Genomic DNA, 24,854 nt, shown 5'->3' with positions numbered 1-24,854 from the left:
CTATGACCAAAGCTAACGAAAGCCCATCACCAACTCAAACATCGCCTGAGCCCGACTGGGAAGCCGGTGTGCGCCGCACGACCCAAGAGGGACGACTGTTGGCTTTGGGTCCTGCACCTGTGGCCACCGGCGAGAGGGCGGCGGACGTCAACGCTTGGATTCGACGAAAAACCGAGGGCTGGCTGGATTTGCAGAACGGCAACTTGTTGTTCGGCGCTGAGTTTTCCCTAATGTTCTTGAGCTTGAGCTTGTTATCGATTGGTTTCTTAGGGTTCGGCTTTATGTTCATAGTAGGGCCAAATCAGTTTGGACACTGGGACTGGGAAGCGCCGCTGTTTATGCTTGTTGGAAATCTCCTGATTTCCCTGCCCTGGGGGCTTTATATGCATTTTCTGGGCAACAAGGCAGTAAAAGAAACGCCACCGATGAGACTGAACCGGCAGCGGCGGGAAGTGGCTATGCCGCGCTGGGTAGAGGGGAAGGAATTCAAGCTGCCATTTTGGAATGAGAATGCAGCCGGGTTTGCTTACATGCTTATTGCTTTCACAATCGCTGCCACCCTATATGCTCCTGTGGGCCTAGAAAATAATCCTCCAGAATATGTTCAAAGTGTACGAGATTATTTGCTAATAGGTTTGGTAATCGAAGTCTTAGTAGTAGGAACCTACCTCTATTTTGCCCTCCGCCTAAAGAAAAAACACGACCCCAAACTCGTCTACGAAATCTACCCGTGGGAAAAACTGGTCGCCTACATCGAAACCCGCCAGGACATCGGTCCCGGCTTGATGGCCACACATACGGTGCTCACCATGGCCATTCCGAAACCGGACGACCCGGAATCGGCCCTGGCTGCTGCAAGCATCAACGTCGGCCATGAAACAGCCGGCCTGGCCCAATGGGAGTGTATTCGCCAGTTTATGGAAAATGGCCCCGAGGCCTGCCCGGATCCGAAGGAGGACGAGACTCTGGCTCACTACAAAGCCAAATGCCACCAGGCCCGTAAAGAAATGTCCTTGTTACCCTGGCTGGTCAAGAAATTGGGTGACTGGTTCTTTCAGCGTTACTTAGCCCACATCATCACTGAACGCCGCATCAAGACCTTGGCCCTGAAGAGCTTGCCAGAAGAATTGAAAGCCTGGTCCGCGCCTTTGCCTAAAGACCAATGGGCCAAGCCATCCGAGGCACTACAGGGTCTGAATCAGCAACTCACCCGTGCTTACGAGCGGGGCCTGAAGTTTACCCAGATGGGGTCAGTGTCTGGTTGGCAAGCGGGGCGTGAGGAGAAGCAGCAACAAAAGCGAGGGAGAGGGCGTTTCCGAGCCTGAGCGTCTTATTGATCAATGGGTTTTACCCCTTCGAAAGTCGTTAAAAGCATTATTCGAAAAGGAATTCAGTTATGGCTCGCAGGCTTCTCATCCCTTTATTTCTGGTATCCCTTGGTACGTTTTCTCACGCTGCCGTCTACCAATGGACAGATGCCAATGGCCAAACCCATTTCGGCGATCGCCCACCGGCGCAGGCGAGTTCCAGTGAAGTACGCGTGAATGCTGCCCCTGCACAGGCCGATACTGCCGCCCGTGAGCGGCATCAGAAAATGACGGAGTTCGTGAACCAGCAACAGCAGGAGCGGGAGGCGAGACAAGCGGCAGAAGCGAAGGCCCGGATGCAGGCCGAGCGACAATCAGAGGCCTGCCGTAAGCTTCACGCCCGCCTGAAGCATATGGAAAGTATCTCCACCTTCTACAACCTCAATGATAAAGGGGAGCGGGTGTTTGTCTCCGAAGAACAGAACCTGCAGATACGAGACCGGTTCCGGGCCAGTGTGCGCGAAAAATGCGGTGGCTAATCGCATCTTACGGCCGATGGCCATCGGGTTGACGTTGATCAAGAGCGCTCTCAGGCGATAGGCATACAGTGAACTCAGGCACCAACAAAACTCAGGAGAACACCAGGAATGACCATCGAAAAGCATGATCTGTTGCACGAGCTTCCCGAGTCCAAGGAAGCCATTCACCAACTGAAAACCAGCAACAGCCACTTTGCCAAGCTGTTTGACGAGTACCATGATCTCGACCACGAGGTTCACCGCATCGAAACCGGTGTTGAGAACACATCAGACGAGTATCTGGAAGAGCAGAAGAAAAAACGCCTGCACCTGAAGGATCAGCTTTACACCATGATTCGTGAGCATGAGGCTTCCGTCGCGGGCTGATACCTACATTATAGCCGGCCGGTAGGTTAGACTGGCCGGCTTTAATTCAGCTTAAGGAGCCCAAAATGATCTGGACCGTATACCTTTCCGGCGAAATCCACACCGACTGGCGTGAGCAGATTGCTGCGGGTGCCGAGGCGGCCGGCCTGCCGGTTGAGTTCACCTCTGCCAATACCGACCACGAATCCAGCGACGCTGCGGGCGATTTCCTGGGCAAGCCGGAGAGCAACTTCTGGCGTGATCACCAGTCTTCCAAGGTGAACGCCATCCGCACCAAAACCCTGATTGAACAGTGCGACCTGGCGGTTATCCGCTTTGGCGACAAATACAAGCAGTGGAACGCGGCTTTCGATGCCGGCTACTGCGCCGCCATGGGCACGCCTTACATTACCCTGCATGATGAAGACATCGTGCACCCGCTCAAGGAAGTAGATGCAGCTGCCATGGCCTGGGCACAAACGCCGGAGCAGGTGGTTGAGCTGCTGAAGTATGTAACGGCCTGAGCAAAGAGTTTTTCGGAATACCATCAACAGGATGTAAAAAGGGCAAAGGAACATGCCACTCTTCACGACCGGCAGTGTCAGGGCAGCAGCCCTGGCACTCAGCCTGCTTTTTCTTTCGTTACTTGCCACTTATCCGCCTCAGGCTAATGCGGGGCCTCCGGCCATTCCCCTGGCGAATGTCTATCACCCGGGTGTAAACCTCGAGGATTACTGGGTCAGTGAAAAGCTGGACGGTGTCCGGGCTTATTGGGATGGCGAGAAGCTCTGGTCCCGGGGCGGGCATGTGTATGCGGCGCCGCATTGGTTTACGGCACAGTTTCCACGGCACCCCCTGGATGGTGAACTCTGGAACGGTCGCGGGCGCTTTGCCGAGTTGTCCGGGGTGGTGCGCAAGGGGCAGCCGGTGGACGAGGAATGGCGTCAGGTGAGGTTTCACGTGTTTGACCTGCCTGTTCCTGAAAAGGTGTTCGAGCAGCGTTATCGCCAGTTGAAGCAGCTGGTTGAAGGTTCTGGTTCACCGTATCTGGCCCTGGTGGTGCAGCGCCCGGTTGCCAGCCATCCTGAACTGGTGGCAGAGCTTGAACAGGTCGTGGCTGCCGGTGCGGAAGGCCTGATGCTCAAGCGCAGAAACAGCCGGTACCAGGCCGGCCGTTCAGATGATCTGCTGAAAGTGAAGACCCACGACGACGCCGAAGCCACGGTGGTTGGTCACCTGCAAGGTAAGGGCAAGTACGAGGGGCTGATGGGATCGCTGGAAGTGGAGCTGGCCAATGGCCGCCGCTTTCGTATTGGCACCGGCTTCAGTGATGTTGAGCGACACAATCCGCCGACTGTTGGCACGGTGATTACCTTCCGCTACCGGGGCTTCACGGCCACCGGCTTGCCCAGGTTTGCCAGCTTTCTACGAGTGCGAAATGATGAGCCGGAGGTGAGCCCCGATTAGGGCTCTACCGCCTTGCTGCTCTCGGCGAGCTCTTCCAGTGTGCTGTATTCACATTCCTGTTCGGCAACAAAGCTTCTGGCGGAATCGGTCAGGATGTTGTCATCCCGCATAAACCGGCGGCCCAGCAGTACCGGGTAGGCGAACTTGCCCCGGTCGGTGAGGGAAAACTGGGTTTCGTGCACCTTGCCGGCGATGCAGAATTCCATTTTCACCACATGCCGGCGCTGGGAGGGTGCACCTTTGCGCTTGATCAGCACCGTGCGGTAAACCGGTCGCTCGAATTCCAGGATCACTTCATCGTGTTCCAGCTCACCTTCGCTGGGCTGGTCTTCGTGATCGCCCAGCGGGAGCTGGAAGCGCACCCATTCCTCGTTGTCTTTCTCGAAAGATTCCACGTTCACTGCATGCAGCGACGAGGTCTTGGCGCCTGTGTCCAGGCGCGCTTTCAGCCGGATGCCGGTTTCGCCCATCACCACCCATTCAATAAAACCGAGCACTTCCGGTTCGGCAGAGCTTTCTGGTTGGGGCTCGGCAAGGGCCGGGCTGGCTGAGAACAACAGGCTGGTCAGGGCGATAATGGCAAATCGCATAGGCTACTTCCTCTGGCTGCTCAGTGGACAACAGGCGCGCACGGCCGGTTTGGGTGATACGGGCACAAAGACTAGCAGGATCAGGTGTCTGTCGCCCTTTCGGGCAGATTACCAAACGTTGAGCCACGGCGCTCCGGTTTGCCCCGGGGCCGCATTCTGGCCTGAAAATGGCCAGTGCAAAGCACCGCCAAGGGCGTACACTGGAAGGATACACGGGAGATAACCATGGTGTCTGTTCCTTCCGCTGGGCGAGTCCAGCAACACATTTCAGCCATTGCCAGCGGCTTTCTGGGTGACTGGCTGGAGCACCGGGGCAACGCACTGGCGGTGCCGATGACGGTGTTTGCCGACGGCGAGCCGCTGGATCTGCTGAACCCCCGGCCCGCTGCGCCGGGCAGTGTGCTGTGTCTGTCCATCCACGGCTTGATGGAGCTGGAATCGGTATGGGATTTTCCGGGCCAGCCAGGCGAGCACTATGGCACCCGGCTGGCTGAACGGTTGGGGAATGCCTCGGCACTCAAGCTCCGTTTCAATTCCGGCCGTCCCATCTATCGCAATGGCCAGGACCTGGCCGCGCTGCTGGAGCGGCTGGTCAGCAACTGGCCGGTACCGGTAACACGCCTTGTCCTGCTTGGCCACAGTATGGGCGGCCTGCTGATTCGCAGTGCCTGTCATTACGGGGCGGAAAATGATGATAGCTGGGTCCGGCTGAACCCGGACTGCGTGTACATCGGCTCGCCCCACGACGGTTCCTGGCTGGCAGTCGGTGCCCACAAGGCCGCCGGCTGGCTCAACCGGGTGCCCCGGGATTACCTGAAGGTGGTGGGCGAGGTGATCGACCTGCGCAGTGAAGGCATTCGCAACCTGTCACGGGGCGAGGTGTTTGAACCGGGCACGGCGCACCAGCCGCTGTTAGCCGGCGCCCGGCATTATGTGATCAGCGGCCTGCTGGCCAGGGGTGAAGAGCACCCGGTGAATGCCTTGTTTGGCGATGCGCTGGTGCATGAGGCCAGCGCCCGGGGTGCCAGGCAGCCGGGCTGGCAGCTGACCGGCACAGCGAATTTTCCGGGGGTGGATCACATCCGCCTGGCCCATCATTCAGCCGTAGCACGGCAACTTGAGGAGTGGCTGGTATGAAACCAACCCATAGCAATGCCCATTGGTGGCTCGGCGTGGCAGACCTGCTGGCCCATGGCGTGCAACACGGAGCGGTCAAGCTGCAACGGATTCACCTTTCGGTGGCGGATGAGAGCTTTCGGGTGCTGGAAGCCATTCCCGCAACCCGGCACAGCAGTCGCATCGTGCGTGTCTGCCACCACGAAATATCCCGCCTGAGCTATACCGGCTTGTCGCTGGCCGGGCGGGCAGCCGCCGGACTGGCCGCCAGGGCCGCTGCGGGTCATGTCCGGAAACATGACCTGAATGTGAATAATTCTTAGTACGGTTTTAACCCAAAACGCGAAATTTCCCCGGTAGGGTAGGTTCACGCAATCGGGAACGAGTCGTCCCGGTTGTTCGTTTCGACGAATGGAAACCTGACCACAGAGGAAAACGCGTTATGAGCTACAAAGCCAGTTTTGCGTGTGCCACCGTTCTGAGTGCTGCTGTATTCACCGCCCCGGCCGTCTGGGCGCAGGACAGCGTCAGCCGTGATCAATCCGGCCCCTACATCAGCGGTAGCTACGGGGGCTACAAGTCCCACGGTGGCGAGTTCGAGGATGAGAACGACTTGCTGGGTGCTGCCCTGGGTTACCAGTTCAACGAATTCTTCGCCCTGGAGGCCGAGTACATCGATTTCGGCAACTTCGGTGATGACGAGGTAGAGGGCAAGCTTAAAGGTGCCGGCCTGAGTGCCATTGGCCGCCTGCCGCTGACCAACAGTTTCGGTGTGTATGCCAAGGCAGGTGCCTTTGCCTCGGCGTTTGATGTAGACGCTTTCGATGAAAGTGAAACCTACGATGAAGTGAACCCGTTTGTCGGCGCCGGTGTGGATTTCCGGGTAACCGAGCAGCTGACAGCGTTCGCCGAATACAACCGCTACAACGTGGATATTGATGAAGACGACTTCAACGGCCAGGTGACCAATGACGGCCCGGACTTCGATACTGGCCGGGTGGGCCTGAAGTTCCAGTTTTGAGCCGCCTGAAACCAACAAGCGCAGCCCGGCGAGGCTGCGCTTTTTGCGTTTAAGGAACCTGGATTACTGCTGGTTTTCCAGCTCACCAAAGGTGTCGGCAAACAGCCCCGTAGACAGGTAGCGCTCGGCGGAATCCGGCAGGATCACCACAATGTTCTTGCCCTGGTGCTCCGGCTGTTTGCTTACCCGGACGGCTGCCGCTACTGCAGCTCCGCAGGAGATGCCGCACAGAATCCCTTCTTCTTTCATCATCCGGTGTGCCATGGCCATGGCGTCTTCGTTGCTGATGGCTTCAACCTGGTCCACCAGGTCCATATCCAGGTTGCCCGGAATAAAGCCTGCGCCAATGCCCTGGATTTTATGGGGGGCCGGCTTCGGGTCCTGGCCGCTGCGTACCTGGGTGATGATCGGCGAATCGGTGGGTTCCACGGCTACGGTGGTCACAGCCTTGCCCTTGGTCTGTTTGAGGTAGCGGGAAACACCGGTCAGGGTGCCACCGGTGCCCACGCCGGAAACAAAGATGTCCACTTCGCCGTCGGTGTCGTTCCAGATTTCCGGGCCGGTGGTGTCTTCATGGATGCGCGGGTTGGCCGGGTTCTCGAACTGCTGGGGCAGGAAGTGGTTGTCCGGGTCTGCCGCCACCAGTTCTTCCGCCCTGGCAATGGCGCCGGCCATGCCCTTGGCGGGTTCGGTCAGTACCAGGTCGGCGCCCAGGGCTTTCAGCACCTTGCGGCGTTCCAGGCTCATGGAGGCAGGCATGGTCAGTACCAGCTTGTAACCCCGGGCGGCTGCCACGTAGGCCAGGGCAATACCGGTGTTGCCGCTGGTGGGCTCAACGATAGTCATGCCGGGCTTCAGAACGCCGCGTTTTTCCGCATCCCAGATCATGGCGGCGCCAATGCGGCACTTGACGGAATAGGCCGGGTTGCGGCCTTCAATCTTGGCCCAGATCGTGGCGCCGTCGTTCACCCGGTTCAGTCTTACCAAGGGGGTGTTGCCGATGGAAAGGGAATTGTCGTTATAGATGCGTGCCATGGTTTGCTCCTGGTGTCTGATAAGATCTGCAGATCCTACCCCTACAGGTCTGGCCAAGGCCAGACTGTGAGCGGGCATATTCAGAACCAAACGGAGTAAGGTTATGAACGAAACCCCCTTCGACTGGGCACAGAGTCCGGCTGCGGTCTGGCGCCGCCATCGCTCAGGCCTGCGGGCCATTCGCCGGCTGGATCCGATCAGCTGGGACGATCTCACCGGCATCGCGCGGCAAAAACGGGCGCTGGCCCGCAATACTGAGCGTTTTCTGGCGGGTGAACCGTCCAACAATGCGTTGCTCTGGGGTTCCAGGGGCACCGGCAAGTCCTCGTTGATCAAGGCCTTGCTCAACCGTTACCGGGATCAGGGGCTGCGGATGATCGAGGTCGACAAAGACGACCTGGTAAACCTGCCGGAAATTGTCGATGACATCTGCGACCTGCCCTTCCGGTTTGTGATTTTCTGCGATGACCTGTCGTTTGATGTGGGGGAGTCTGGGTATAAAGCCCTCAAGAGTGTGCTGGAAGGCTCACTGGAGTTGCCACCGGAAAATGTGCGGGTATATGCCACGTCCAATCGCAGGCACCTGATGCCGGAGTTTATGAGCGACAACCTGAAAAGCGAGGTCCGTGACGGCGAGTTGCACCCGGCCGAAGCCATCGAAGAGCAGGTGTCGCTGGCCGACCGGTTTGGCCTGCAGCTGTCGTTCTATCCGTTCTCCCAGGATATCTACCTGCAGGCGGTGGATGCCCTGTTCCCGCAAGTGGCAGACCGGGAGCAACTGCATATCGAAGCGGTGCGCTTTGCCACCGGCAAGGGCGTACGCAACGGCCGCACCGCCCAGCAGTTTTTCCGCCAGTTTGCCGGCGACCCCCGGTTCACCTGAGGCCGGCTACTGCCGGCGGGCCATCTTGATAAACCGGTGGTGAATCATGCGGATGCCGATGAACACCAGCACCATCACCACCGGAATGGCAACGCCCAGCACCAGCGAGTGATTAAAGGCTACGCCGGCCTCGCGCAGGGTATCCAGTGCCAGCTTCAGCAGGCCGATCAGGTAGTAGGAAATGGCCACCACCGAGAAGCCTTCCACGGTGTGCTGCATCATCAGCTGGATGCGCGAGCGCCGGTCCATGGAGCTGAGCAGTTGCTGGTTCTGGCTCTGGATGGCCAGTTCCACCCGGGTGCGCATCATGTCCGAGGCCCGGTCTACCCGGCGCGACAGGTCTTCCAGGCGTTCACCCACGGCCTCACAGGTTTTCACCGCCGGGGTCAGCCGCCGGGTCATGAACTCGGTGAGGGTGAGGTGGCCGGACACTTCGTCTTCCCGCAGCTCTTCCAGCCGGGTCAGTACCAGCCGGTGGTAGGCCCGGGTGGCGGAAAAGCGGAAGGTGGAATGGGCCCGGAACGCTTCAATGCGCGAGGCAATGTTGGTCAGCTCCGCCAGGATGCTTTGTTCGTCGAGGGTTTCGTTGTCGGCCAGTGACTGGGTGATGTTCACCAGTTGCTGGTCCATGTCGTTCAGGGCCGGGGTGATTTCCCGGGCCAGGGGCAGGGCCAGCAGCGACATCAGCCGGTAGGTTTCGATTTCCATCAGGCGCTGCACCAAACGGCCCAGCTGGCTGTCTGACATGCTGTGGTTAAGCACCATAAACCGCCCGAACTGGTCGCTGTGCAACTGGAAGGTGCCAAGAATCCGCGCCGCCCCTTCCTGCGGACTGCTACCCACCAGGCGCATGCCTTCAAAGTGTTTACGCATGAACGCCAGCTCGTTGCGGGCGCTTTCAGACGATGGCCGTACTTCCACATGGAAGGCCCCTACCACCGTGCCTTCGAGTTCGTTCAGCCAGCCGTCCGGCAGCAGGCTGATGCCGGTTTCGGCAAACGGATCGGCATCGGAGTCCCGCAGGTTGGTGAAGGTGTAGGTGGTGAACTCCATGTGCACTTCCCGGCGGATGCGCAGCGGGCCGAAATCCTGTTCGTAGCAACTTACTTCCTGTTCCGGCCAGTGTTCGCCCAGCAACCGGTGCAGGTTCTGCAGGTGGCGGAACTGGCTTTGCCGCTGGGCCGGGGTGGTCAGCAGGGCGATCTGGGTAACCCGGGCGCGTGAAGGCAGCACCTGGAACGGGCGGGAATGGAGCTCCTGGTACAGATCGGCCCGGAGCGGGTGGAAATCCAGGGGGCGTGGCTGGGAGGTCACGGAGCTGTCCTTGGTTATGCTGGTTGTACAGGGATGATAACGCGGAAGCACACGCCGTCAATTCCGTTATGGTGCTGGTTGAAGGCTTCCACCTTACCACCATGGTAGTCGGCAATCAGTCGGACAATCAGCAGGCCCTGGCCCAGGTGGCCTTCGGCCTTGCCTTCCCTTCGGGTGACAAAGGCACCGAAGATATCCACACCGGCGGTTTCCGGCAGCTGTGAGCCTTCGTTGAAGACATCCAGCTGGTAGTGGTCTGTTCGATGTTGCAGGCGTGCCTCGATGTTGCCCTGTTCCGGGGTGAAATCCCGGGCGTTATCCACCAGCTTGTCGAGCATTTGTACCAGCATTTCCGGGTTGCCCAGCAGGGGGCAGCCATTGGGCGGTCCCTGATAGTGAATCCGGTGCCGGTCATCCAGCTGTTGGTAGGCAGCACAGGCCTGGCTGGCGACCTCGGCCAGGTCAAAGGGTTCTTTGTCGGCATGGTCAAAGCTCTGTTCCAGCCGGGCTGCTTCGCTCATGCTGGTGAGGATGCGGCGCAGGCGCTCGGTGGCGGCGGAAGCCCGTTCCAGGTATTCCCGGCGCTCGGTTTCCGACTGGCTGTGGGCGAGGTTCTCCAGCGAGGAGCGCACCACCGCCACCGGGGTTTTCAGCTCGTGGGACAGCCGGCGGGAAAAACTTTCCAGGTATCGGTTATAGCTTTGCAGGCGGTCGACCATCTGGCCGAAGTGCTGCTGCAGCTGGCCCAGCTCATCGCCGGATCTTGGAACAGGCACCGGGCCGAGGATGCGGCCGTCGTCATCCACACTGGCACTCACCAGCCGCTGGAGGCGGGTTATGCGCCACGACAACCAGCTGGCATAGCCCAGCAACACCAGCATCAGTGCCAGGATGATCAACAGGGAGCGGGCCAGCACACTGCCCAGAGCCGAGCCGGATACGCTCAGCAATTGGTTCAGGGATTGCTCCAGCAGCATGGAGCGGCCGTCGAACAACGGGTGGGCGGTGGCCAGCCACAGGGAGTCGTCCGGGTGTTTCACCAGCCCGTTGTCGGGCACCTGGCGGGTGTTCAGCTGGAAGTCGGTGCCGGCCAGGACTGCTGGCTCCGGTTGATACCAGCGCACCAGGGCGCGCAGACCGTTGAGGGTCAGGGTGTCCAGAATCTGCCCGGGCGACAGGTTCTCGAAGTCGGTGCTATCCCGGCCCTCCCGGCTGACGCTGGCGGTTATCCAGCCGGCGGGCTCGGTGATGGTGACCTGCTGTCCGGGGCCCAGTTGCCGGCCCAGGGCCCGCTCCAGAACCCGGTGAGGATAGATCAGTGCCGGCAGGGGCTCGGTCCCGGTTCCGGCCAGAGTTGCGCCGGTATCGCTGCGGGCCACCCGGAAACCCAGCCGGCTGCCCTGGGCGGGCAGGGGCATTCGCACTTCCAGCTGCCAGCTGTTGGTGCGGATACGCCAGGTGGCATGCACCCGGTAATCCCGGCGCTCCGGTTCACGGGCGTTGGTGGCCCGTACTTCATCCGGTTTTATGTGCCAGATACGCGGGCCGGCGGGTTGTTCCAGGTCGCTGGCGGGGGCCTGCAGCCAGAGCTCGAAGCGGTCATAGGGCTGCTCCGGCCGGGCCGGGTTGAAGGGTGTCAGTGAGTGTTGCTGAACATCCGTTAACAGGTACAGGTAACGATCGTCGGCCGCTGCCTGCCAGCGCAGTTGTGGCTCGTTGTCGCTGGTTGCGGCGCTTTGCCAGGGTTGCCGGTGGTCCTGGTCTTCATAGCTGGGCCAGACAAAATTGTCGCCTGACGTCTGCACCGGGCGGGCATACACCACCGGGTCGGCGCCAATGGCCGGCTGCCCCAGCAGCAGGTCGTCGGCCAGCTCGGTCAGCCGGGTGCTCTGTATTTGCAGCTGCTGCAGGGTTTGCTGGCGCAGGGCCGTGTCCAGTTCCAGCACAAAACTGAGGCCGGCCCAGGGGATCAGCAGCATCAGCAGGCTGGCCAGGAACAGCTGGCGCTTCAGGCTCAAGGGTTACACCTCACGGGCATTCCAGCGGTAGCCCATGCCGTAGGCGGTCTGGATGCCATCAAAGGTCTCGTCCAGCTGAATGAATTTGCGCCGGATGCGTTTGATGTGGGAAGTCACCGTGTTGTCGTCCAGCACGGTGCTGGCGGCTTCCATCAGCTGGTCCCGGGTGCGGACATGGCCGGGGTGCTGGACCAGTGCGTGTAGCATCCAGAATTCGGTGACGGTCAGGTCCACCGGCTGGTCGTTCCAGGCGACGGTCATGCGGTCTACATTCATGGTCATCCGGCCTCGGTGAATCACTTCGTCCGGCTTTTGCAGGGCTTCGGCCCAGGCCTCGGCCCGGCGCAGCAGGGCGGTGATGCGGGCCAGCAGGTGGTCCAGGCTCATGTCCTTGGTCACGTAGTCGTCGGCGCCAAGGCGCAGGCCGTGTACCGAGTCGATGTCGCTGTCCCGGGCGGTCAGGAAAATAATCGGCAGGGTGGCCGACAGGGCCCGCAAATCCTGGCACAGGGTAAAGCCGCCTTCGAGTTCGTCGCCCAGGCCTACATCGATAATAGCCAGGTCCGGCAGGCTCTGGCGCAGCACCTGCCAGGCGGAGGGCCGGTCACCATAGGCGGATACCCGGTAGCCCCGGCGTTCAAATGCGGCCCGGTAGTTGTCGCGGATACCGGCTTCGTCTTCTATCAGAACAATGTGTTTTTTCATGGCTGTGTGTTTCACCGGAATGTGTAGCCATTAAACCACGCTCAAGGGCTGGTACAAGTTGTGCCGGCCCGATTGCCATAATTCATCATTTTTTGTCGCCGGCCTGCCCGTTTCTGCCACGGCGGCGCCCGTTCCGGCTGTTGCAATGGCATCACCAACTTCCACTAAAAAGGATGACGTGATGATGTTGCTATCGCTGCTTGCCAACCCGGCCGTCCGGGCCGACCTCTATTCGCAAACGACCCGCACCGCTCGCCCCCTGATCAGCAAACGCCGCTGGCTGCGCTGCGCCGAAGGGGTCAGCCTGTGGCTGGCGGTTATGCTGATGCTGTTTGTCCATCCGCTGTATGCCGAGGCCAGTGACCGGCAAGCCGGGCAAGCTGAGGAAGCCGGCCAGCTTTACTTTGTCGACAGCCAGGGCAACCGGCAGCAGCCGGCACTGGTTCTGGACAGTGAATTTCAGGTGCGGGTGTCCGGCCTGCTGGCGGAGACCACGCTTACCCGGGAATTCCGCAATACCAGTGATTCATGGCACGAAGGTATTTTCGTGTTTCCGTTACCGGAACAGGCCGCGGTGTTCGGGTTGACCATGACCGTGGGTGAGCGCCGGATAGTCGGGCGCATCGAGCCCCGCGCCAAGGCCCGGGAAACCTATGAAAAAGCGAAATCCGCCGGCCAGCATGCGGCCACGCTGGAGCAGCAGCGCCCGAACCTGTTTACCAGCCGGGTGGCCAACATCCCGCCCGGGGAAACCGTCCGGGTGGAGGTTCGCTACCAGCAACCGGTGAGCTATCGCCACGGTGAGTTCGAGTTGCGCCTGCCCACCGCGCTCACGCCCCGTTACATGCCGGGTGAACTGGTTGTCGAGACAGCAACGCAGTGGCAGTCGGGCTGGGCCACGGCCACCACGCAAGTGCCGGATGCTGCGGAGATCAGCCCGTTCACGGTGCGGGCGGCTGATGTGGATGAGCGCAGCCACCGGGCCCGGATTGAGCTGGCCATCGACAGTGGTTTCCCGCTGGCCGGGGTAACCAGCCCCAGTCACAGCCTGGTGACCGAGACAGACGGCGGCCGGGTGGTGGTGCGTCCGGAAGGCCGGGAAGTGCTGATGGATCGTGACCTGATTGTGCGCTGGCGGCCGTTAACCGGCCGGGAACCGACGGCGGCGGTGTTTCACCAGCAGTGGCAGGGTGAGGATTTTCTGATGGCGATGATATTGCCCCCGGACGCCACCGGCCCGGTGTTGCGTCGGGAGCTGTTGTTTGTGATTGATACCTCCGGGTCCATGGCAGGGGAGTCCATTGTGCAGGCCCGTTCAGCGCTGCTGAAAGGACTGGATAGCCTGCGCCCGGGGGATTATTTCAACGTTATTCAGTTCAATTCCCAGGCCCACAGCCTGTTTGCCCGCCCGGTGCCGGCCGAGGGCCATTACCTGGCCCGTGCGAGGCGGTATGTGGAAGGTCTGAACGCCAACGGCGGCACGGAAATGGCGGGGGCGCTGTCACTGGCGATGGCGATGGAACAAGCGCCGGCAGAAGGACTGGTGCAGCAGATGGTGTTTATCACCGATGGTGCCGTAGGTAATGAATCGGCCTTGTTCGAGCGGATTCGTACCGGCCTTGATGAACGAAGGTTGTTCACCGTGGGCATCGGCTCGGCCCCCAATATGCACTTTCTGCGCGAAGCGGCCCGCTGGGGCCGTGGCGAGTTCACTGCGATACACAATACCGGTGAGGTGAATCGTGCCCTGAACGGGCTGTTTGCGGCCATGGAAGCGCCGGTTATGAGTGACCTGACCGTACGCTGGCCCACCGGTGGCAATCCGGTGGAAGCGGTACCGGCCAGGCCCGGTGACCTGTTTCAGGGCAGCCCGCTGGTACAGGTGGTGCGGGGTGTGCCTGCTGGTGGTGAGCTGGAGGTCTCCGGACGCTTGCCCGGCGGCCGGCCCTGGAATACCCGGCTTGATCTGGGCAATGCTGCCCCGGCCAGCGGCCTGAACCGCCAGTGGGCCCGGGACCGGATAGACGAGCTGATGGATGCCGCCCGCCTGCAGGGTGAAGCGCCGGATGAGCCGGCGATCGTGGCGTTGTCGGTGCAGCACGGGGTGATGTCGCCGTTCACCAGTTTTGTGGCGGTCGAGGAGCAACCGGCCCGACCGGCGGAGGCGAAGCTGGACACCGAGGCGGTTCCCACCTTGCTGCCAGCAGGTAGCCGGGACGGCATGTTGCGTTACCCGCAAACCGCCACCGCCTGGCCGTTGCTGGCAGCACTGGGCCTGTCCGGATTGATGCTGGCACTGGCCATGTTGCTGCTGAACCGGAGGCCAGCATGATGAACCGCCTGCTATTGCTGTTGTTTGGTGCCTCCGCCACCGTGTTGATGTTCGGCCTGTGGATTCCGTTCAAGGCGCTGGTAGCCCAGGAGCTGCTGGCACTGGCCTGGGCCGAAACCCAGGCGCGACAGGTGGAAGCCCGGCCCTGGCCCTGGGCCGATACCTGGCCGGTGGCCAGGCTGGAGTTGCCGGAGCTGGGGGTGTCGATGATTGTGCTGGAGGGCCTGCACGGAGAAAGCCTGGCGTTTGGCCCGGGGCGGATGGTCGCCGGGGAGCAGGGGCCGGTGATTCTGGCTGGCCACCGGGATACCCATTTCCGGCCCCTGGAGTACATTGAGCCGGGCCACCGGGTGCAGCTGCAGGGCCAGGACCAGCAGTGGCAGCAGTACCAGGTAACCGGAACCCGGGTGGTGGACAGCAGAACAGAGTCCATCGATACCAGCACCTTCGGCCCGGATACCCTGCTGCTGGTAACCTGCTACCCGTTTGATGCGCTCGATGCCAACGGCCCGCTGCGTTTCGTGGTGGAGGCAAAGCCGGTTAACAGACCGGTACAAAAGGATACTGTTGCCGCCCTCTGATTTTGGCGTACACTTGTGCGCCAAAATTTCGAGTAACGGTAGAGCTGTATGGCAGTCGCAAGAAAAATCCTGGCCTGGCTGAGTGTTCCGCTGATTTGCATGCTGGCCCTGATTGGCTACATCGCACGGCCTTTCAACCCGGATAACAACCGGTTGCTGGCCTGGACACTGGCCCGGGTGGGCCGCTGCCTGCTGGGCATGAAGCGCCCTTTGTATGGCGCCGAAAACATGCCGCAAGACCGGCCCACGGTAATCATCGCCAACCACCAGCAGAACGACGACCTGTTCGTGGTGGGCGACCTGCTGCCGCCGCGTACCGTGGCGGTGGGTAAGTCCTCACTGGTCTGGTTGCCGTTCTTCGGCCAGGTGTTCTGGCTCGGCGGCAACATCATCCTCAATCGCGGCCGCTCCCATAAAGCCGTTGCAGCCATGCAGGCTACCAGTGATGCTATTCACAAAGACCGCAAAAGCATCTGGGTGTTTCCTGAAGGCACCCGTAGCCGTGGCCGGGGGCTGGGCAGCTTCAAAAAAGGTGCTTTCCACACGGCCATTGCCGCCGGAGCCCCCATCACCATGGTGTGTGTCGGCGAGTATCACAGCCAAACCCGTGGCTGGGCCGGCCGCCGGAAACCGGTGCCGGTGCATATCCTGCCGCCGGTAGAAACCACCGGCCTGACCCGTGACGATGTGCCGGAGCTGATGGCCCGGTGTCACCAGCAAATGGCAGACGCCATCACAGCCCTCGGCCACAGCCCCGGAACTGCTTGAATGCCTGCCCGAAACAGGGCAGTCTTCTGGCAGGATTGAACACCACATAAGGGGAGTGGATAAATGAGCTTTCTCTGGTTTCTGATTATCGGTGGCCTGGCCGGTTGGCTGGCGGGCCTGATCATGAAGGGTAAAGGGTTCGGTGTGCTGGCCAATATCGGTATCGGCATCGTCGGTTCAGTGATTGGCGGTGTGCTGTTCAGCATGTTGGGCCTGGCGGTGAAGAGCATGATCGGCGAGCTGGTCACAGCCACGGTAGGTGCGGTGTTGCTGCTGGCTGTCGTCAACAAGATCAAGCAGGGCTGACATGATCGTACCCGTAACCGCAGTCTTCGCGGCCGTTATCGGCCTGTTGTTGCTGGTGCTCTCGGGCCAGGTGGTGAAGTACCGGCTCAAGTACCGCATGGGTCTGGGGGTGAATGACGACCCGGAGTTTGAAGCGGCGGTGCGCGCCCACGCCAACCTGGTGGAATACGCGCCGGTTGGCCTGATCATGCTGGCCATTGCCGAGTTGAACGGTGTCGCCAGCGGCCTGATCTACTGGACCGGCATGGCATTAGTGGTCGGGCGAATCCTGCATGCCTGGGGCATGATCAACGGCAAGGGTGGTCCCCACAAAGCCCGAATGATCGGTATTCTGCTGACCTGGCTGGCGATCCTGGTGGCGGCGTTGTTGCTGCTGTGGAATGTCTGGCAGGTATACGGCTGAGGCGGATAGCTGTCTAAGAAACGGGGCCCTCGAGGCCCCGTTTCTGTTTACGGTGCCAGACGGTTCAGAGGGCCTGGGCCATATCCACGGTAAGATACTCCAGTTCCACCCGCCGGTTGGCTGCGTGGTCTTCCGGCCGGGTCAGGGGGCGTTCGGCGCCCCAGGTGGTCATCAGGATAGCACTTTGCGGCACGCCCTCCTGAATCAGCAACCGGGCTACAGCGTTGGCACGCAGCCTGGCCAGGAAGCGGTTGTACTCGGGTGAACCAAAGTTGTCGGTATGGCCGTGGATTCTGACCCGTACACCGGGGTGGTTTTTCAGGTAGGCGGCATGCTGGCGCATAATGGCAGCATCGCCGGCGTCAGGCACATGTTTGTTAAAGCCATAATGGAACCGGGTGCGGTGAGGGCGGCTGGCTTCTGTCCCCAGCGAATCTGCCATTACACCGGAGAGCAGGGCGGCCCGGGCGAGCATTTCGGGGTTGTCCAGAACGAGTACGGTCATGTGCAGTATCCTTGAGTCCAGTGTCAGGTTCTTCTTGTTATTGCCGTTTCACTATTCAGTTATAGAGCAATAACAACAATTGGCTAATGGTCGATAGCCCCTGACGGGGTTGTTGGTCACCGATTGAATGGCATTTGTGTGACCTGGTGATGACATTACACCGCGAAAAGAAGGCCCCGCTGTGGTAAAAAACAGCTTTTCAGGGACAGATTATGATGAATTGTGACCGCCCATGCTGATTATCCCCGCCGAGAACGCCATCAACTGGAAGCGCCCGCCCTGGGTAACCCTGGGCCTGATGATGGCCTGTGTCATGGTGTTCCTGTTCTATCAGGGAGCAGACGACCGCAAGCTGGACGCAGCGATCGAGCAGTACCTTGATGGCAACCTGCTGGCACTGGAAGCCCCCGCCTACGAAGACTACCTGCAGCGGGAAATCCGCTTCGAAGGCGACCAGCAGAGTGTGCTGGAGCTGCAGGAATTCCAGGCCCTGAGGGAGCAGGATGAACAAGGCTGGCAGGCGGTTACCCTGCTGTTTGACCGGGATTATTACCAGTACCTGCAAGACAATCGTGACCTGATCTGGTCGGTGGCCGAGCGCAACCAGTGGTCGGAGCAGCGCGGGGCCATCGAGGAGCAGTGGATCAGCCGCATGAGCGCCTTCCAGCTGGGGCTGGTGCCGTCTGACTTGTCGCTGTATACCCTGATCACCTACCAGTTCCTGCACGGGGGCTGGGGCCACATCATCGGCAACCTGCTGTTCTTGTTCCTGCTCGGTTTTACCGTGGAGCGGGCGCTGGGCCCGGGCAAATTCCTGGTGGCCTACCTGGTGTGCGGGGCCCTGTCCGGGTTGGTATTTACCGGGTTTTCCATGGGCAGCCAGGTCCCGCTGGTGGGCGCATCCGGTTCCATATCCGGGCTGATGGGTATGTACGTGGCCATCTATGGCTTGCAGAAAATCCGGTTTTTCTACTTCCTGGGTGTGTACTTCAACTACTTCCGGGCGCCGGCCATTGCCATGCTGCCGGTGTGGCTGGGCAAGGAGATCTACGATTACTGGTTTGCCGGGGCCACCGGTATTGCCTACATGGCCCACGCCGGCGGCCTGCTGGCGGGGGCTGCGCTGGTCTGGCTGTTGGGCAAGAGCTGGTTGCAGGTAAAAGAAGAGTTCTTCGAGCCGGAACCGGAGCAGCAAGACGGGCAGTTTACCCGAGGGTATGCCCAGGCCATGGCCAGTGTTGGCCGCATGGAATTCGACCTGGCCCGGCGCCAGTTCGAGGCTTTACGGGAAAACTATCCGGACAGAACGGTATTGCTGGAGCACCTGTACCAGCTGGCCAAGTTGCGCCCGGACCTGCCGGAATACCGGGACCTGGCCCGAACCCTGATGGCCGATGCCATGAACCGGCGGCAGCCAGAACAGATGCTGGAAGTCTGGAACGAGTACCTCAGCAAGGGCGAAGCCCATCACCCGCTGGCGGTGGAAGACCATAACCGGGTGCTGTTCACCAGCCTGAAAAACCACGACCTGAAAGCCGCTGAAAAGGCCTTCGAACGCATGCGCCTTAAGGCTGAGCCGGATATGGTGCAGGAAGCCTGCCGGTTACTGCTGGCCGAGTTCGAAAAGCTGCAGATGGAACCCAAGGCTCGGCATTACCGGCAGTTGTTAAGGGGCTAGTCCGGCACCTGAAAGCTGGCTTTCGGGCCCTTCAGGGGCTGGTGGTTCCGGGCCTGTTCCAGCCACACCTCAATATCCTGGTGCACCGGATGGCCGGCGCATCGCTTCTGGATAAACGCCAGGAAGGCGCTGGCCTTCTCCCATTGCTGAAGGCCATTGGCCAGGGCCTGGGCCACAATCAGGTAGGCGGGTGCCAGCTGGTCACTGTTCGGGAAGCGTTTGTGGAAGTCCTGCAGCAGGCGGATAGCCGTTTTCGGGTGGCCCCGGTGATACAGGGTGGTGGCACAGGTTACTGCCAGTTCCGGGTCTTCGAGCTTGAAGCCGGGCTCCAGCGTTTGCAGGGTTTCTACCAGCCGGTTCAGCCCGTCACCATCCTGTCGCGCGGCCAGCCAGGCCATGATTCTGGGGTGGAACCGGTACAGCTCCCGGGTATCGTTCCGGGCGGTCAGCAGCTGGTATAGCTGGCCAATGCGCACCGGGTTATCCCGGTCATTCTTCAGGGCGTCCAGCAGCATGCTGTGTACCCGGTCGTAGTTGCCGTCTTTCAGGTTCATGTCCAGGTCGGCATCAAACCGGCTGCTGCGATCCCGCTGGTGGTTTTCGGTTATACCTTCCCCATCCTGCAGGTCTGACGCAAAGCCCAGTTCCTCCTGGTACTGGAACAGCAGGTAACCGAGCATGTGGAACAGGATCAGGGTGAAGGTACTGTTCAGAAAGCCGGCCAGTGGTTGCGCTACCCACATGGGGAAGTGGTTAACGGCAAAGTCCTGGGCCGCACCGGAGGCCAGGGTCAGCAGAATCAGGTAGCCATACAGCAGGAAGTAGGGGGTGCCGATTCGGGAGATCAGTACCGCCAGGTTCATGGGGTTTACTGCGGCACCCACCGACCGCTCCATGGCCAGCACCATGATGCTGGCGGGCAGGGCCAGTACGGCAAAGGCCAGTGCCAGCATCATCAGGATCGGCCCGCCGATCATGGCAGCGGCGCCCACCAGCCCGCCCATCAGCACAAACACCAGCAGCTGCAGAATCACGATGTTGAACCCGCTGCCGGTAAAGGCGACGGCCACGGGTGGCGGTTTGAGGTGGCCTTCGGCGGTGTGGTTGATCACCGCGTAGGTGTACTTGAACAGCGCCAGGGCCAGCACAATCCAGATCAGCACGCCGAACAGGTTGCGCGGCGCAATCAGGGGCACCAGGGTGCAGATAGCGATGACGATCAGCGGGTCGGTATGGAACGGGTAGCGGAAAAACGCGCCTACCCGTTGCCAGAAAGGGACCACTTCAGTGGCGGCGCCCAGATAACGCATGGCTTTGCTGCAGCGGGGGCAAAGGGCCCGGCACTGCCGGGTGTCGGCATCGGGCATACAGCGGGTGCAATAATGCATTTGGCATTCACCGCAATGCCACTTGGCAGGCTCGCCCGGGTGGTAATGACAATCGTGCTTCACGGAGAGGATCCTGGTCCGTCAGAAAACAGGCGCTAATGATGACAGAACTGGCAGGGGGTCGCAGCCATTGTGTTCACACTGCGGGATTCCGGTGCCCCGCAGCTCGTCCGGGCTATACCCGGTTGTTGCGCAGAAGGCCGGGTTGGCATAGAGAATCCGGTGTTGGGCGTCGGTGACCAGTATAGAGCTGAACGACAACTCGGTTGCCGCGCGCAACAACGCAAGTGACTATTCACCAAGGAAATGTCGAACATTCATCGTCGCCGGTTGAAGTCTCACTTATCGGTGCAATAGTTAGTGGATAGAGTGTTACCAGACAAACTCCACGAGGAGGCAACGTATGTCGAACACATCACCAAGCAAAGACAGCCTGAATACCCTCTCCACCCTGAGCGCGGGTGGCAAGACGTACCACTACTATAGCCTGCCCAAGGCAGCAGACACCCTGGGCGATCTCAACCGCCTGCCGTTCTCCCTGAAAGTACTGATGGAGAACCTGCTGCGCAACGAAGACGACACCACGGTCGACCGTTCCCACATTGATGCCATGGTGCAGTGGCTGAAAGACCGGGGCTCCGACACGGAAATCCAGTTCCGCCCGGCCCGGGTGCTGATGCAGGACTTCACCGGGGTGCCCGGGGTTGTGGACCTGGCCGCCATGCGCGAGGCGGTGAAGCAGGCGGGTAAAGACCCGGCCCTGATCAACCCGCTGTCGCCGGTGGACCTGGTCATCGACCACTCGGTAATGGTGGACAAGTACGGCAATCCGTCTGCCTTCAAGGACAACGTCGCCATCGAGATGGAGCGCAACCAGGAGCGTTATGAGTTCCTGCGTTGGGGCCAGCAGGCCTTTGACAACTTCCGGGTGGTGCCACCGGGGACTGGCATCTGCCACCAGGTGAATCTGGAATATCTGGGCAAAACGGTGTGGCAGAAGGAGGTGGACGGTAAAACCATCGCCTACCCGGACACGCTGGTGGGCACCGATTCCCACACCACCATGATCAACGGCCTGGGCATACTCGGCTGGGGTGTGGGCGGCATCGAAGCGGAAGCCGCCATGCTCGGCCAGCCGGTCTCCATGCTGATTCCGGAGGTGATCGGCTTCAAGATCACCGGCAAGCTGCGTGAAGGCATTACCGCCACCGACCTGGTGCTGACCGTGGTGGAAATGCTGCGCAAGAAAGGCGTGGTGGGCAAGTTCGTGGAATTCTATGGCGACGGCCTGAAAGACATGCCGGTAGCGGACCGCGCGACCATTGCCAACATGGCGCCGGAATACGGTGCTACCTGCGGCTTCTTCCCGGTGGATGACCAGACCATCACCTACATGCGCCTGACCGGCCGCGATGAGGAACTGCTGGAACTGGTCGAGAACTACGCCAGGGCCCAGGGCCTGTGGCGGGAACCAGGCCATGAGCCGGCGTACACCGACACCCTGGAACTGGACATGGGCGATGTCGAGGCCAGCCTGGCCGGACCGAAGCGGCCCCAGGACCGGGTGGCCCTGAAAAACATGAAGGCGTCCTTCGAGTTGCTGATGGAAACCGCAGAAGGCCCGGCAAAAGCCCAGGAAGGCAAACTGGAATCAGAAGGTGGTCAGACGGCGGTGGGCGTGGATAACAGCTACGAACACCCGGCCAGTCAGCCGCTGGAAATGAACGGCGAAAAGTGCCGGCTGGACCCGGGTGCCGTGGTGATTGCTGCCATTACCTCCTGCACCAATACCTCCAACCCGAGCGTGATGATGGCCGCCGGCCTGATCGCCCGGAAGGCGGTGGAGAAGGGCCTGAGCACCAAGCCCTGGGTGAAAACTTCTCTGGCGCCGGGCTCAAAGGTGGTCACCGACTACCTGAAAGTGGCCGGCTTGCAGGACGACCTGGACAAGCTCGGTTTCAACCTGGTGGGTTACGGCTGCACCACCTGCATCGGTAACTCCGGCCCATTGCCGGATGCCGTGGAAAAGGCCATTACCGATGGCGACATTACTGTAGCCTCGGTGCTGTCCGGCAACCGCAACTTTGAAGGCCGGGTGCATCCGCTGGTGAAAACCAACTGGCTGGCTTCGCCGCCCCTGGTGGTGGCCTATGCCCTGGCGGGCAACGTAAGGCTGGATCTGACCAAGGATCCGCTGGGTACCGATAAAGACGGCAACCCGGTGTACCTGAACGATCTCTGGCCCAGCCAGGCCGAAATCGCCGAAGCGGTCGAGAAGGTGAAAACCGACATGTTCCGCAAGGAATACGGCGAGGTGTTCGAAGGTGACGACATCTGGAAATCGATCAAGGTGCCGGAGAGCAAGGTGTACGAGTGGAGCGACAAATCCACCTACATTCAGCACCCACCCTTCTTCGAAGGCATGGGCGAGCAGCCCGAGCCCATCGAGAACATCAAGGATGCCAACATCCTGGCCCTGCTGGGGGATTCGGTGACCACAGACCACATCTCCCCGGCCGGTTCCTTCAAGCCGGACACTCCTGCCGGTAAATACCTGCAGGAACACGGTGTAGAGCCGAAAGACTTCAACTCTTACGGCTCCCGCCGTGGCAACCACGAGGTGATGATGCGCGGCACCTTCGCCAACGTGCGCATCCGTAACGAGATGCTCGACGGCGTGGAAGGCGGCTTCACCAAATTCGTGCCCACCGGCGAGCAGATGGCCATCTACGATGCCGCCATGAAGTACCAGGAAAGCGGCACCCCGCTGGTGGTGATTGCCGGCAAGGAGTACGGCACCGGCTCCAGCCGGGACTGGGCCGCCAAGGGTACCCGCCTGCTGGGCGTGAAAGCCGTGGTGGCGGAATCCTATGAGCGTATTCACCGTTCCAACCTGATCGGCATGGGGGTGATGCCGCTGCAGTTCCCGGAGGGTACGGATCGCAAGAGCCTGAAACTCACCGGTGAGGAAACCATCAGCATCGAAGGCCTGTCCGGCGAGATCAAGCCGGGCCAGACCCTTAAGATGACCGTGAAGTACAAGGACGGCTCCACCGAGAGCTGTGAACTCAAGTCGCGGATCGACACCGCGAATGAGGCGGTGTACTTCCAGCATGGCGGTATCCTGCACTATGTGGTGCGGGAGATGCTTCGCACCGCCTGATGCCATCCTGCGGGGCCAGCCCGGCTGGCCCCGTGTCCTGCCCCGCATTTTCAGGTAAGCTGGCGGCCTTTTCTTAATCCCTGAATGAAGACAAGGTGCCATGGCTGACTCCCCACGCGACGACATCAAAGCCAAACTCAACCTCGAAACCTCCCGAATTCACTGGCACGAGCTGCAAACCTACTACGCCCGCGGGCAAGTTGTGCGGGTTGCACCGGAGCTGGACTTGCTGGACGTAGCCGCAGAACTGACCGCCGACAACAAGGCGCAGTTCGAACAGTGGATGACCTCCGGGCAGGTGGGTGAAGTGGCACCGGATCTGGCGCGCGGCTGGTATGATCGCAATGCGGAACTCTGGGCCGTGGTCATTGCGCCCTGGGTACTGGTGCAGGATCGCTCGGGCGCCAGCCTGCACTGATCCTTTCCCTTAGCCGTTCTTTTCCGAGGTTGCCATGCTCACCGGCGCTTTGCTGATTCTTGCCCCGTTATTTCTGGGTTTTGCCTTTGCCCTGTCCAATCGCCGGTTGATGACGGTGATCCACTACACCGTGGAAGGGCTGGTGTATTTCATTCTGGCACTGCTGGGCCTGAGCCTCGGGCAGATGGAAGGGCTGCTGGGGCAACTGGGCACCATGGCGGGACAGGTCAGCGCGCTGGTGCTGGTGTTACTGGTGGCGAACATGGTGGGGTTGTGGCTGTTTCATCGCTGGGCGCCACTGGATGTCGGGGAACAAACCGGCGAGGGTCGGCCGGGCTACCGGCGCCTGTTCCTGGCCGGGCTGAAACCCCTGTTGGCGGTGCTTGTGGGGGCTTTGCTGGGTTATTTCCTGTTTCCGGAGCTGCCGCTGGTGGACGATGTGGCCACCGGTGCCTTGATGTTTCTGCTGTTTCTGATTGGCCTGCAATTACGTAATGCCGGCCTTTCCCTGCGCAAGTTGCTGATGAACCGTCAGGGGCTGGGCATTGCCCTGGCGCTGGTGGCAAGCTCCCTGGTGGCGGGCCTGGCGTTGATTCCGGTATTGCAGGTGCCCTGGCACCAGGCCCTGGCGCTGGCGTCTGGCTTTGGCTGGTATTCGCTGTCCGGCATTGTCATTGGCGATGCCCTGGGCCCGGCCTGGGGTGGCGTAGCGTTCCTGAACGACGTGCTGCGGGAAATCATTGCTCTGGCTCTGATTCCGCTGGTGATCACCGCTCGCCCGGCCATGGCCATCGGTTACGGTGGTGCCACCGCGATGGACTTCACTTTGCCGGTTATCCGCAGCAGTGGCGGCCTGGCCTGTGTGCCGGTGGCCATTGCCTCCGGTTTCCTGCTGTCGTTTCTGTCTCCGGTGTTGATGGGCGTGTTCCTGTCTTTCGGCTAAGCTGAATATCAGGGTTCTGGTTGGGTCCG

The 24,854-nt window shown here is 60.8% G+C and carries 26 protein-coding genes; 18 read left to right on the top strand and 8 right to left on the bottom strand.

Features of this window, described 5'->3' with window-relative positions; genetic code table 11:
- The first annotated feature begins 2 nt into the window (after nt 1–2).
- From Q668_RS16590 to Q668_RS05295, 5 genes are all read left to right on the top strand, one after another.
- Complete coding sequence (locus Q668_RS16590; protein ID WP_152521761.1) at nt 3–1,325, top strand: hypothetical protein; 1,323 nt, start codon at nt 3–5, stop codon at nt 1,323–1,325.
- 71 nt (nt 1,326–1,396) lie between these two features.
- Complete coding sequence (locus tag Q668_RS05310; RefSeq protein ID WP_022988576.1) at nt 1,397–1,846, top strand: DUF4124 domain-containing protein; 450 nt, start codon at nt 1,397–1,399, stop codon at nt 1,844–1,846.
- Nucleotides 1,847–1,954: 108 nt separating this feature from the next.
- Nucleotides 1,955–2,212, top strand: coding sequence for a YdcH family protein (locus Q668_RS05305; protein WP_022988575.1), 258 nt, complete (start codon nt 1,955–1,957; stop codon nt 2,210–2,212).
- 65 nt (nt 2,213–2,277) lie between these two features.
- Entirely contained in the window at nt 2,278–2,715 is a 438-nt protein-coding gene (locus tag Q668_RS05300; protein WP_022988574.1) for a YtoQ family protein, read from the top strand.
- 52 nt (nt 2,716–2,767) lie between these two features.
- The gene (locus Q668_RS05295) at nt 2,768–3,658 is read left to right on the top strand and encodes a DNA ligase (protein WP_022988573.1); all 891 of its coding nucleotides are present in this window, start codon (nt 2,768–2,770) and stop codon (nt 3,656–3,658) included.
- On the opposite strand, the gene Q668_RS05290 is transcribed toward Q668_RS05295, so the two are convergent.
- Nucleotides 3,655–4,248, bottom strand: a complete 594-nt coding sequence (locus Q668_RS05290; RefSeq protein WP_022988572.1) for an ATP-dependent zinc protease — start codon at nt 4,246–4,248, stop codon at nt 3,655–3,657. The genes Q668_RS05295 and Q668_RS05290 overlap by 4 nt on opposite strands.
- 225 nt (nt 4,249–4,473) lie before the next feature.
- Here Q668_RS05290 and Q668_RS05285 point away from each other — a divergent pair, with 225 nt between their 5' ends.
- From Q668_RS05285 to Q668_RS05275, 3 genes are all read left to right on the top strand, one after another.
- On the top strand, nt 4,474–5,385 hold the full coding sequence (locus tag Q668_RS05285) for an esterase/lipase family protein (protein ID WP_022988571.1): 912 nt from the start codon (nt 4,474–4,476) through the stop codon (nt 5,383–5,385).
- Nucleotides 5,382–5,687, top strand: a complete 306-nt coding sequence (locus Q668_RS05280) for a hypothetical protein (protein ID WP_022988570.1) — start codon at nt 5,382–5,384, stop codon at nt 5,685–5,687. The genes Q668_RS05285 and Q668_RS05280 overlap by 4 nt, the downstream gene beginning before the upstream one ends.
- A 119-nt stretch (nt 5,688–5,806) precedes the next feature.
- Nucleotides 5,807–6,385, top strand: a complete 579-nt coding sequence (locus tag Q668_RS05275; protein ID WP_022988569.1) for a porin family protein — start codon at nt 5,807–5,809, stop codon at nt 6,383–6,385.
- 63 nt (nt 6,386–6,448) lie between these two features.
- Here the strand turns inward: Q668_RS05275 and cysK are convergent, their stop codons facing one another.
- The gene (gene cysK, locus Q668_RS05270; RefSeq protein WP_022988568.1) at nt 6,449–7,420 is read right to left on the bottom strand and encodes a cysteine synthase A; all 972 of its coding nucleotides are present in this window, start codon (nt 7,418–7,420) and stop codon (nt 6,449–6,451) included.
- Between the two features lie 103 nt (nt 7,421–7,523).
- Here cysK and Q668_RS05265 point away from each other — a divergent pair, with 103 nt between their 5' ends.
- On the top strand, nt 7,524–8,303 hold the full coding sequence (locus Q668_RS05265; RefSeq protein WP_022988567.1) for an ATP-binding protein: 780 nt from the start codon (nt 7,524–7,526) through the stop codon (nt 8,301–8,303).
- Between the two features lie 6 nt (nt 8,304–8,309).
- Here the strand turns inward: Q668_RS05265 and Q668_RS05260 are convergent, their stop codons facing one another.
- From Q668_RS05260 to pdsR, 3 genes are read right to left on the bottom strand one after another with little or no spacing between them, the layout of a single operon-like run.
- Nucleotides 8,310–9,617: a DUF3422 family protein gene (locus Q668_RS05260; protein ID WP_022988566.1), complete on the bottom strand. Its 1,308-nt coding sequence runs from the start codon at nt 9,615–9,617 to the stop codon at nt 8,310–8,312.
- A gap of 14 nt (nt 9,618–9,631) precedes the next feature.
- Nucleotides 9,632–11,635 (bottom strand): ATP-binding protein, encoded by a 2,004-nt coding sequence (locus Q668_RS05255; protein ID WP_022988565.1) that lies wholly within the window; start codon nt 11,633–11,635, stop codon nt 9,632–9,634.
- Between the two features lie 3 nt (nt 11,636–11,638).
- The gene (pdsR, locus tag Q668_RS05250) at nt 11,639–12,340 is read right to left on the bottom strand and encodes a proteobacterial dedicated sortase system response regulator (protein ID WP_022988564.1); all 702 of its coding nucleotides are present in this window, start codon (nt 12,338–12,340) and stop codon (nt 11,639–11,641) included.
- A 181-nt stretch (nt 12,341–12,521) separates the two neighbouring features.
- Between pdsR and Q668_RS05245 the strand changes: the two genes are divergently transcribed.
- The 5 genes from Q668_RS05245 (at nt 12,522) to Q668_RS05225 (ending at nt 16,730) form a co-directional block, all read left to right on the top strand.
- The gene (locus Q668_RS05245; protein WP_022988563.1) at nt 12,522–14,672 is read left to right on the top strand and encodes a marine proteobacterial sortase target protein; all 2,151 of its coding nucleotides are present in this window, start codon (nt 12,522–12,524) and stop codon (nt 14,670–14,672) included.
- Nucleotides 14,669–15,253: a class GN sortase gene (locus Q668_RS05240; protein WP_022988562.1), complete on the top strand. Its 585-nt coding sequence runs from the start codon at nt 14,669–14,671 to the stop codon at nt 15,251–15,253. The genes Q668_RS05245 and Q668_RS05240 overlap by 4 nt, the downstream gene beginning before the upstream one ends.
- Before the next feature lie 48 nt (nt 15,254–15,301).
- Nucleotides 15,302–16,021 carry a lysophospholipid acyltransferase family protein gene (locus Q668_RS05235; protein WP_022988561.1) on the top strand — a complete coding sequence of 240 codons (720 nt, stop codon included), beginning with the start codon at nt 15,302–15,304 and terminating at the stop codon, nt 16,019–16,021.
- A gap of 63 nt (nt 16,022–16,084) precedes the next feature.
- Entirely contained in the window at nt 16,085–16,327 is a 243-nt protein-coding gene (locus Q668_RS05230; protein ID WP_022988560.1) for a GlsB/YeaQ/YmgE family stress response membrane protein, read from the top strand.
- 1 nt (nt 16,328) lies between these two features.
- A complete protein-coding gene (locus Q668_RS05225) occupies nt 16,329–16,730 on the top strand; it encodes an MAPEG family protein (protein ID WP_022988559.1) in 402 nt (133 codons plus the stop codon).
- 64 nt (nt 16,731–16,794) lie between these two features.
- On the opposite strand, the gene Q668_RS05220 is transcribed toward Q668_RS05225, so the two are convergent.
- The gene (locus Q668_RS05220) at nt 16,795–17,235 is read right to left on the bottom strand and encodes an OmpA family protein (RefSeq protein ID WP_022988558.1); all 441 of its coding nucleotides are present in this window, start codon (nt 17,233–17,235) and stop codon (nt 16,795–16,797) included.
- A gap of 232 nt (nt 17,236–17,467) precedes the next feature.
- Here Q668_RS05220 and Q668_RS05215 point away from each other — a divergent pair, with 232 nt between their 5' ends.
- Nucleotides 17,468–18,913 carry a rhomboid family intramembrane serine protease gene (locus Q668_RS05215; RefSeq protein ID WP_022988557.1) on the top strand — a complete coding sequence of 482 codons (1,446 nt, stop codon included), beginning with the start codon at nt 17,468–17,470 and terminating at the stop codon, nt 18,911–18,913.
- Here Q668_RS05215 and Q668_RS05210 read toward each other — a convergent pair.
- On the bottom strand, nt 18,910–20,364 hold the full coding sequence (locus Q668_RS05210) for a B-box zinc finger protein (RefSeq protein ID WP_036219197.1): 1,455 nt from the start codon (nt 20,362–20,364) through the stop codon (nt 18,910–18,912). The genes Q668_RS05215 and Q668_RS05210 overlap by 4 nt on opposite strands.
- An 18-nt stretch (nt 20,365–20,382) precedes the next feature.
- Nucleotides 20,383–20,580, bottom strand: coding sequence for a PAS domain-containing protein (locus Q668_RS16790; protein WP_227498284.1), 198 nt, complete (start codon nt 20,578–20,580; stop codon nt 20,383–20,385).
- A gap of 124 nt (nt 20,581–20,704) precedes the next feature.
- Here Q668_RS16790 and acnA point away from each other — a divergent pair, with 124 nt between their 5' ends.
- From acnA to Q668_RS05195, 3 genes are all read left to right on the top strand, one after another.
- Nucleotides 20,705–23,464: an aconitate hydratase AcnA gene (acnA, locus tag Q668_RS05205; protein WP_022988555.1), complete on the top strand. Its 2,760-nt coding sequence runs from the start codon at nt 20,705–20,707 to the stop codon at nt 23,462–23,464.
- Nucleotides 23,465–23,564: 100 nt separating this feature from the next.
- On the top strand, nt 23,565–23,882 hold the full coding sequence (locus tag Q668_RS05200) for a DUF2288 domain-containing protein (protein WP_022988554.1): 318 nt from the start codon (nt 23,565–23,567) through the stop codon (nt 23,880–23,882).
- Between the two features lie 34 nt (nt 23,883–23,916).
- Entirely contained in the window at nt 23,917–24,825 is a 909-nt protein-coding gene (locus Q668_RS05195; protein WP_022988553.1) for a lysine exporter LysO family protein, read from the top strand.
- The last annotated feature ends 29 nt before the right edge of the window (nt 24,826–24,854 follow it).

This window comes from Marinobacter sp. ES-1, assembly GCF_000475255.1.
Taxonomy (GTDB): Bacteria; Pseudomonadota; Gammaproteobacteria; order Pseudomonadales; family Oleiphilaceae; genus Marinobacter; species Marinobacter vinifirmus.
Note: the sequence above shows the minus strand (reverse complement) of the source record. Positions and strands in the feature narration are given on the sequence as shown.

Excerpts from the sequence above, each read along its gene's own strand:
- Q668_RS05305 (WP_022988575.1), top strand. The coding sequence starts at position 1,955 with ATGACCATCGAAAAGCATGATCTGTTGCACGAGCTTCCCGAGTCCAAG.
- Q668_RS05220 (WP_022988558.1), bottom strand. The coding sequence starts at position 17,235 with ATGACCGTACTCGTTCTGGACAACCCCGAAATGCTCGCCCGGGCCGCC.
- Q668_RS05200 (WP_022988554.1), top strand. The coding sequence starts at position 23,565 with ATGGCTGACTCCCCACGCGACGACATCAAAGCCAAACTCAACCTCGAA.
- Q668_RS05285 (WP_022988571.1), top strand. The coding sequence starts at position 4,474 with ATGGTGTCTGTTCCTTCCGCTGGGCGAGTCCAGCAACACATTTCAGCC.
- Q668_RS05280 (WP_022988570.1), top strand. The coding sequence starts at position 5,382 with ATGAAACCAACCCATAGCAATGCCCATTGGTGGCTCGGCGTGGCAGAC.
- acnA (WP_022988555.1), top strand. The coding sequence starts at position 20,705 with ATGTCGAACACATCACCAAGCAAAGACAGCCTGAATACCCTCTCCACC.
- Q668_RS05265 (WP_022988567.1), top strand. The coding sequence starts at position 7,524 with ATGAACGAAACCCCCTTCGACTGGGCACAGAGTCCGGCTGCGGTCTGG.
- Q668_RS05240 (WP_022988562.1), top strand. The coding sequence starts at position 14,669 with ATGATGAACCGCCTGCTATTGCTGTTGTTTGGTGCCTCCGCCACCGTG.
- Q668_RS05235 (WP_022988561.1), top strand. The coding sequence starts at position 15,302 with ATGGCAGTCGCAAGAAAAATCCTGGCCTGGCTGAGTGTTCCGCTGATT.
- Q668_RS05295 (WP_022988573.1), top strand. The coding sequence starts at position 2,768 with ATGCCACTCTTCACGACCGGCAGTGTCAGGGCAGCAGCCCTGGCACTC.
- Q668_RS05310 (WP_022988576.1), top strand. The coding sequence starts at position 1,397 with ATGGCTCGCAGGCTTCTCATCCCTTTATTTCTGGTATCCCTTGGTACG.
- Q668_RS16590 (WP_152521761.1), top strand. The coding sequence starts at position 3 with ATGACCAAAGCTAACGAAAGCCCATCACCAACTCAAACATCGCCTGAG.
- Q668_RS05195 (WP_022988553.1), top strand. The coding sequence starts at position 23,917 with ATGCTCACCGGCGCTTTGCTGATTCTTGCCCCGTTATTTCTGGGTTTT.
- Q668_RS05215 (WP_022988557.1), top strand. The coding sequence starts at position 17,468 with ATGCTGATTATCCCCGCCGAGAACGCCATCAACTGGAAGCGCCCGCCC.
- Q668_RS05275 (WP_022988569.1), top strand. The coding sequence starts at position 5,807 with ATGAGCTACAAAGCCAGTTTTGCGTGTGCCACCGTTCTGAGTGCTGCT.
- cysK (WP_022988568.1), bottom strand. The coding sequence starts at position 7,420 with ATGGCACGCATCTATAACGACAATTCCCTTTCCATCGGCAACACCCCC.
- pdsR (WP_022988564.1), bottom strand. The coding sequence starts at position 12,340 with ATGAAAAAACACATTGTTCTGATAGAAGACGAAGCCGGTATCCGCGAC.
- Q668_RS05225 (WP_022988559.1), top strand. The coding sequence starts at position 16,329 with ATGATCGTACCCGTAACCGCAGTCTTCGCGGCCGTTATCGGCCTGTTG.
- Q668_RS05230 (WP_022988560.1), top strand. The coding sequence starts at position 16,085 with ATGAGCTTTCTCTGGTTTCTGATTATCGGTGGCCTGGCCGGTTGGCTG.
- Q668_RS05300 (WP_022988574.1), top strand. The coding sequence starts at position 2,278 with ATGATCTGGACCGTATACCTTTCCGGCGAAATCCACACCGACTGGCGT.
- Q668_RS05245 (WP_022988563.1), top strand. The coding sequence starts at position 12,522 with ATGATGTTGCTATCGCTGCTTGCCAACCCGGCCGTCCGGGCCGACCTC.
- Q668_RS05290 (WP_022988572.1), bottom strand. The coding sequence starts at position 4,248 with ATGCGATTTGCCATTATCGCCCTGACCAGCCTGTTGTTCTCAGCCAGC.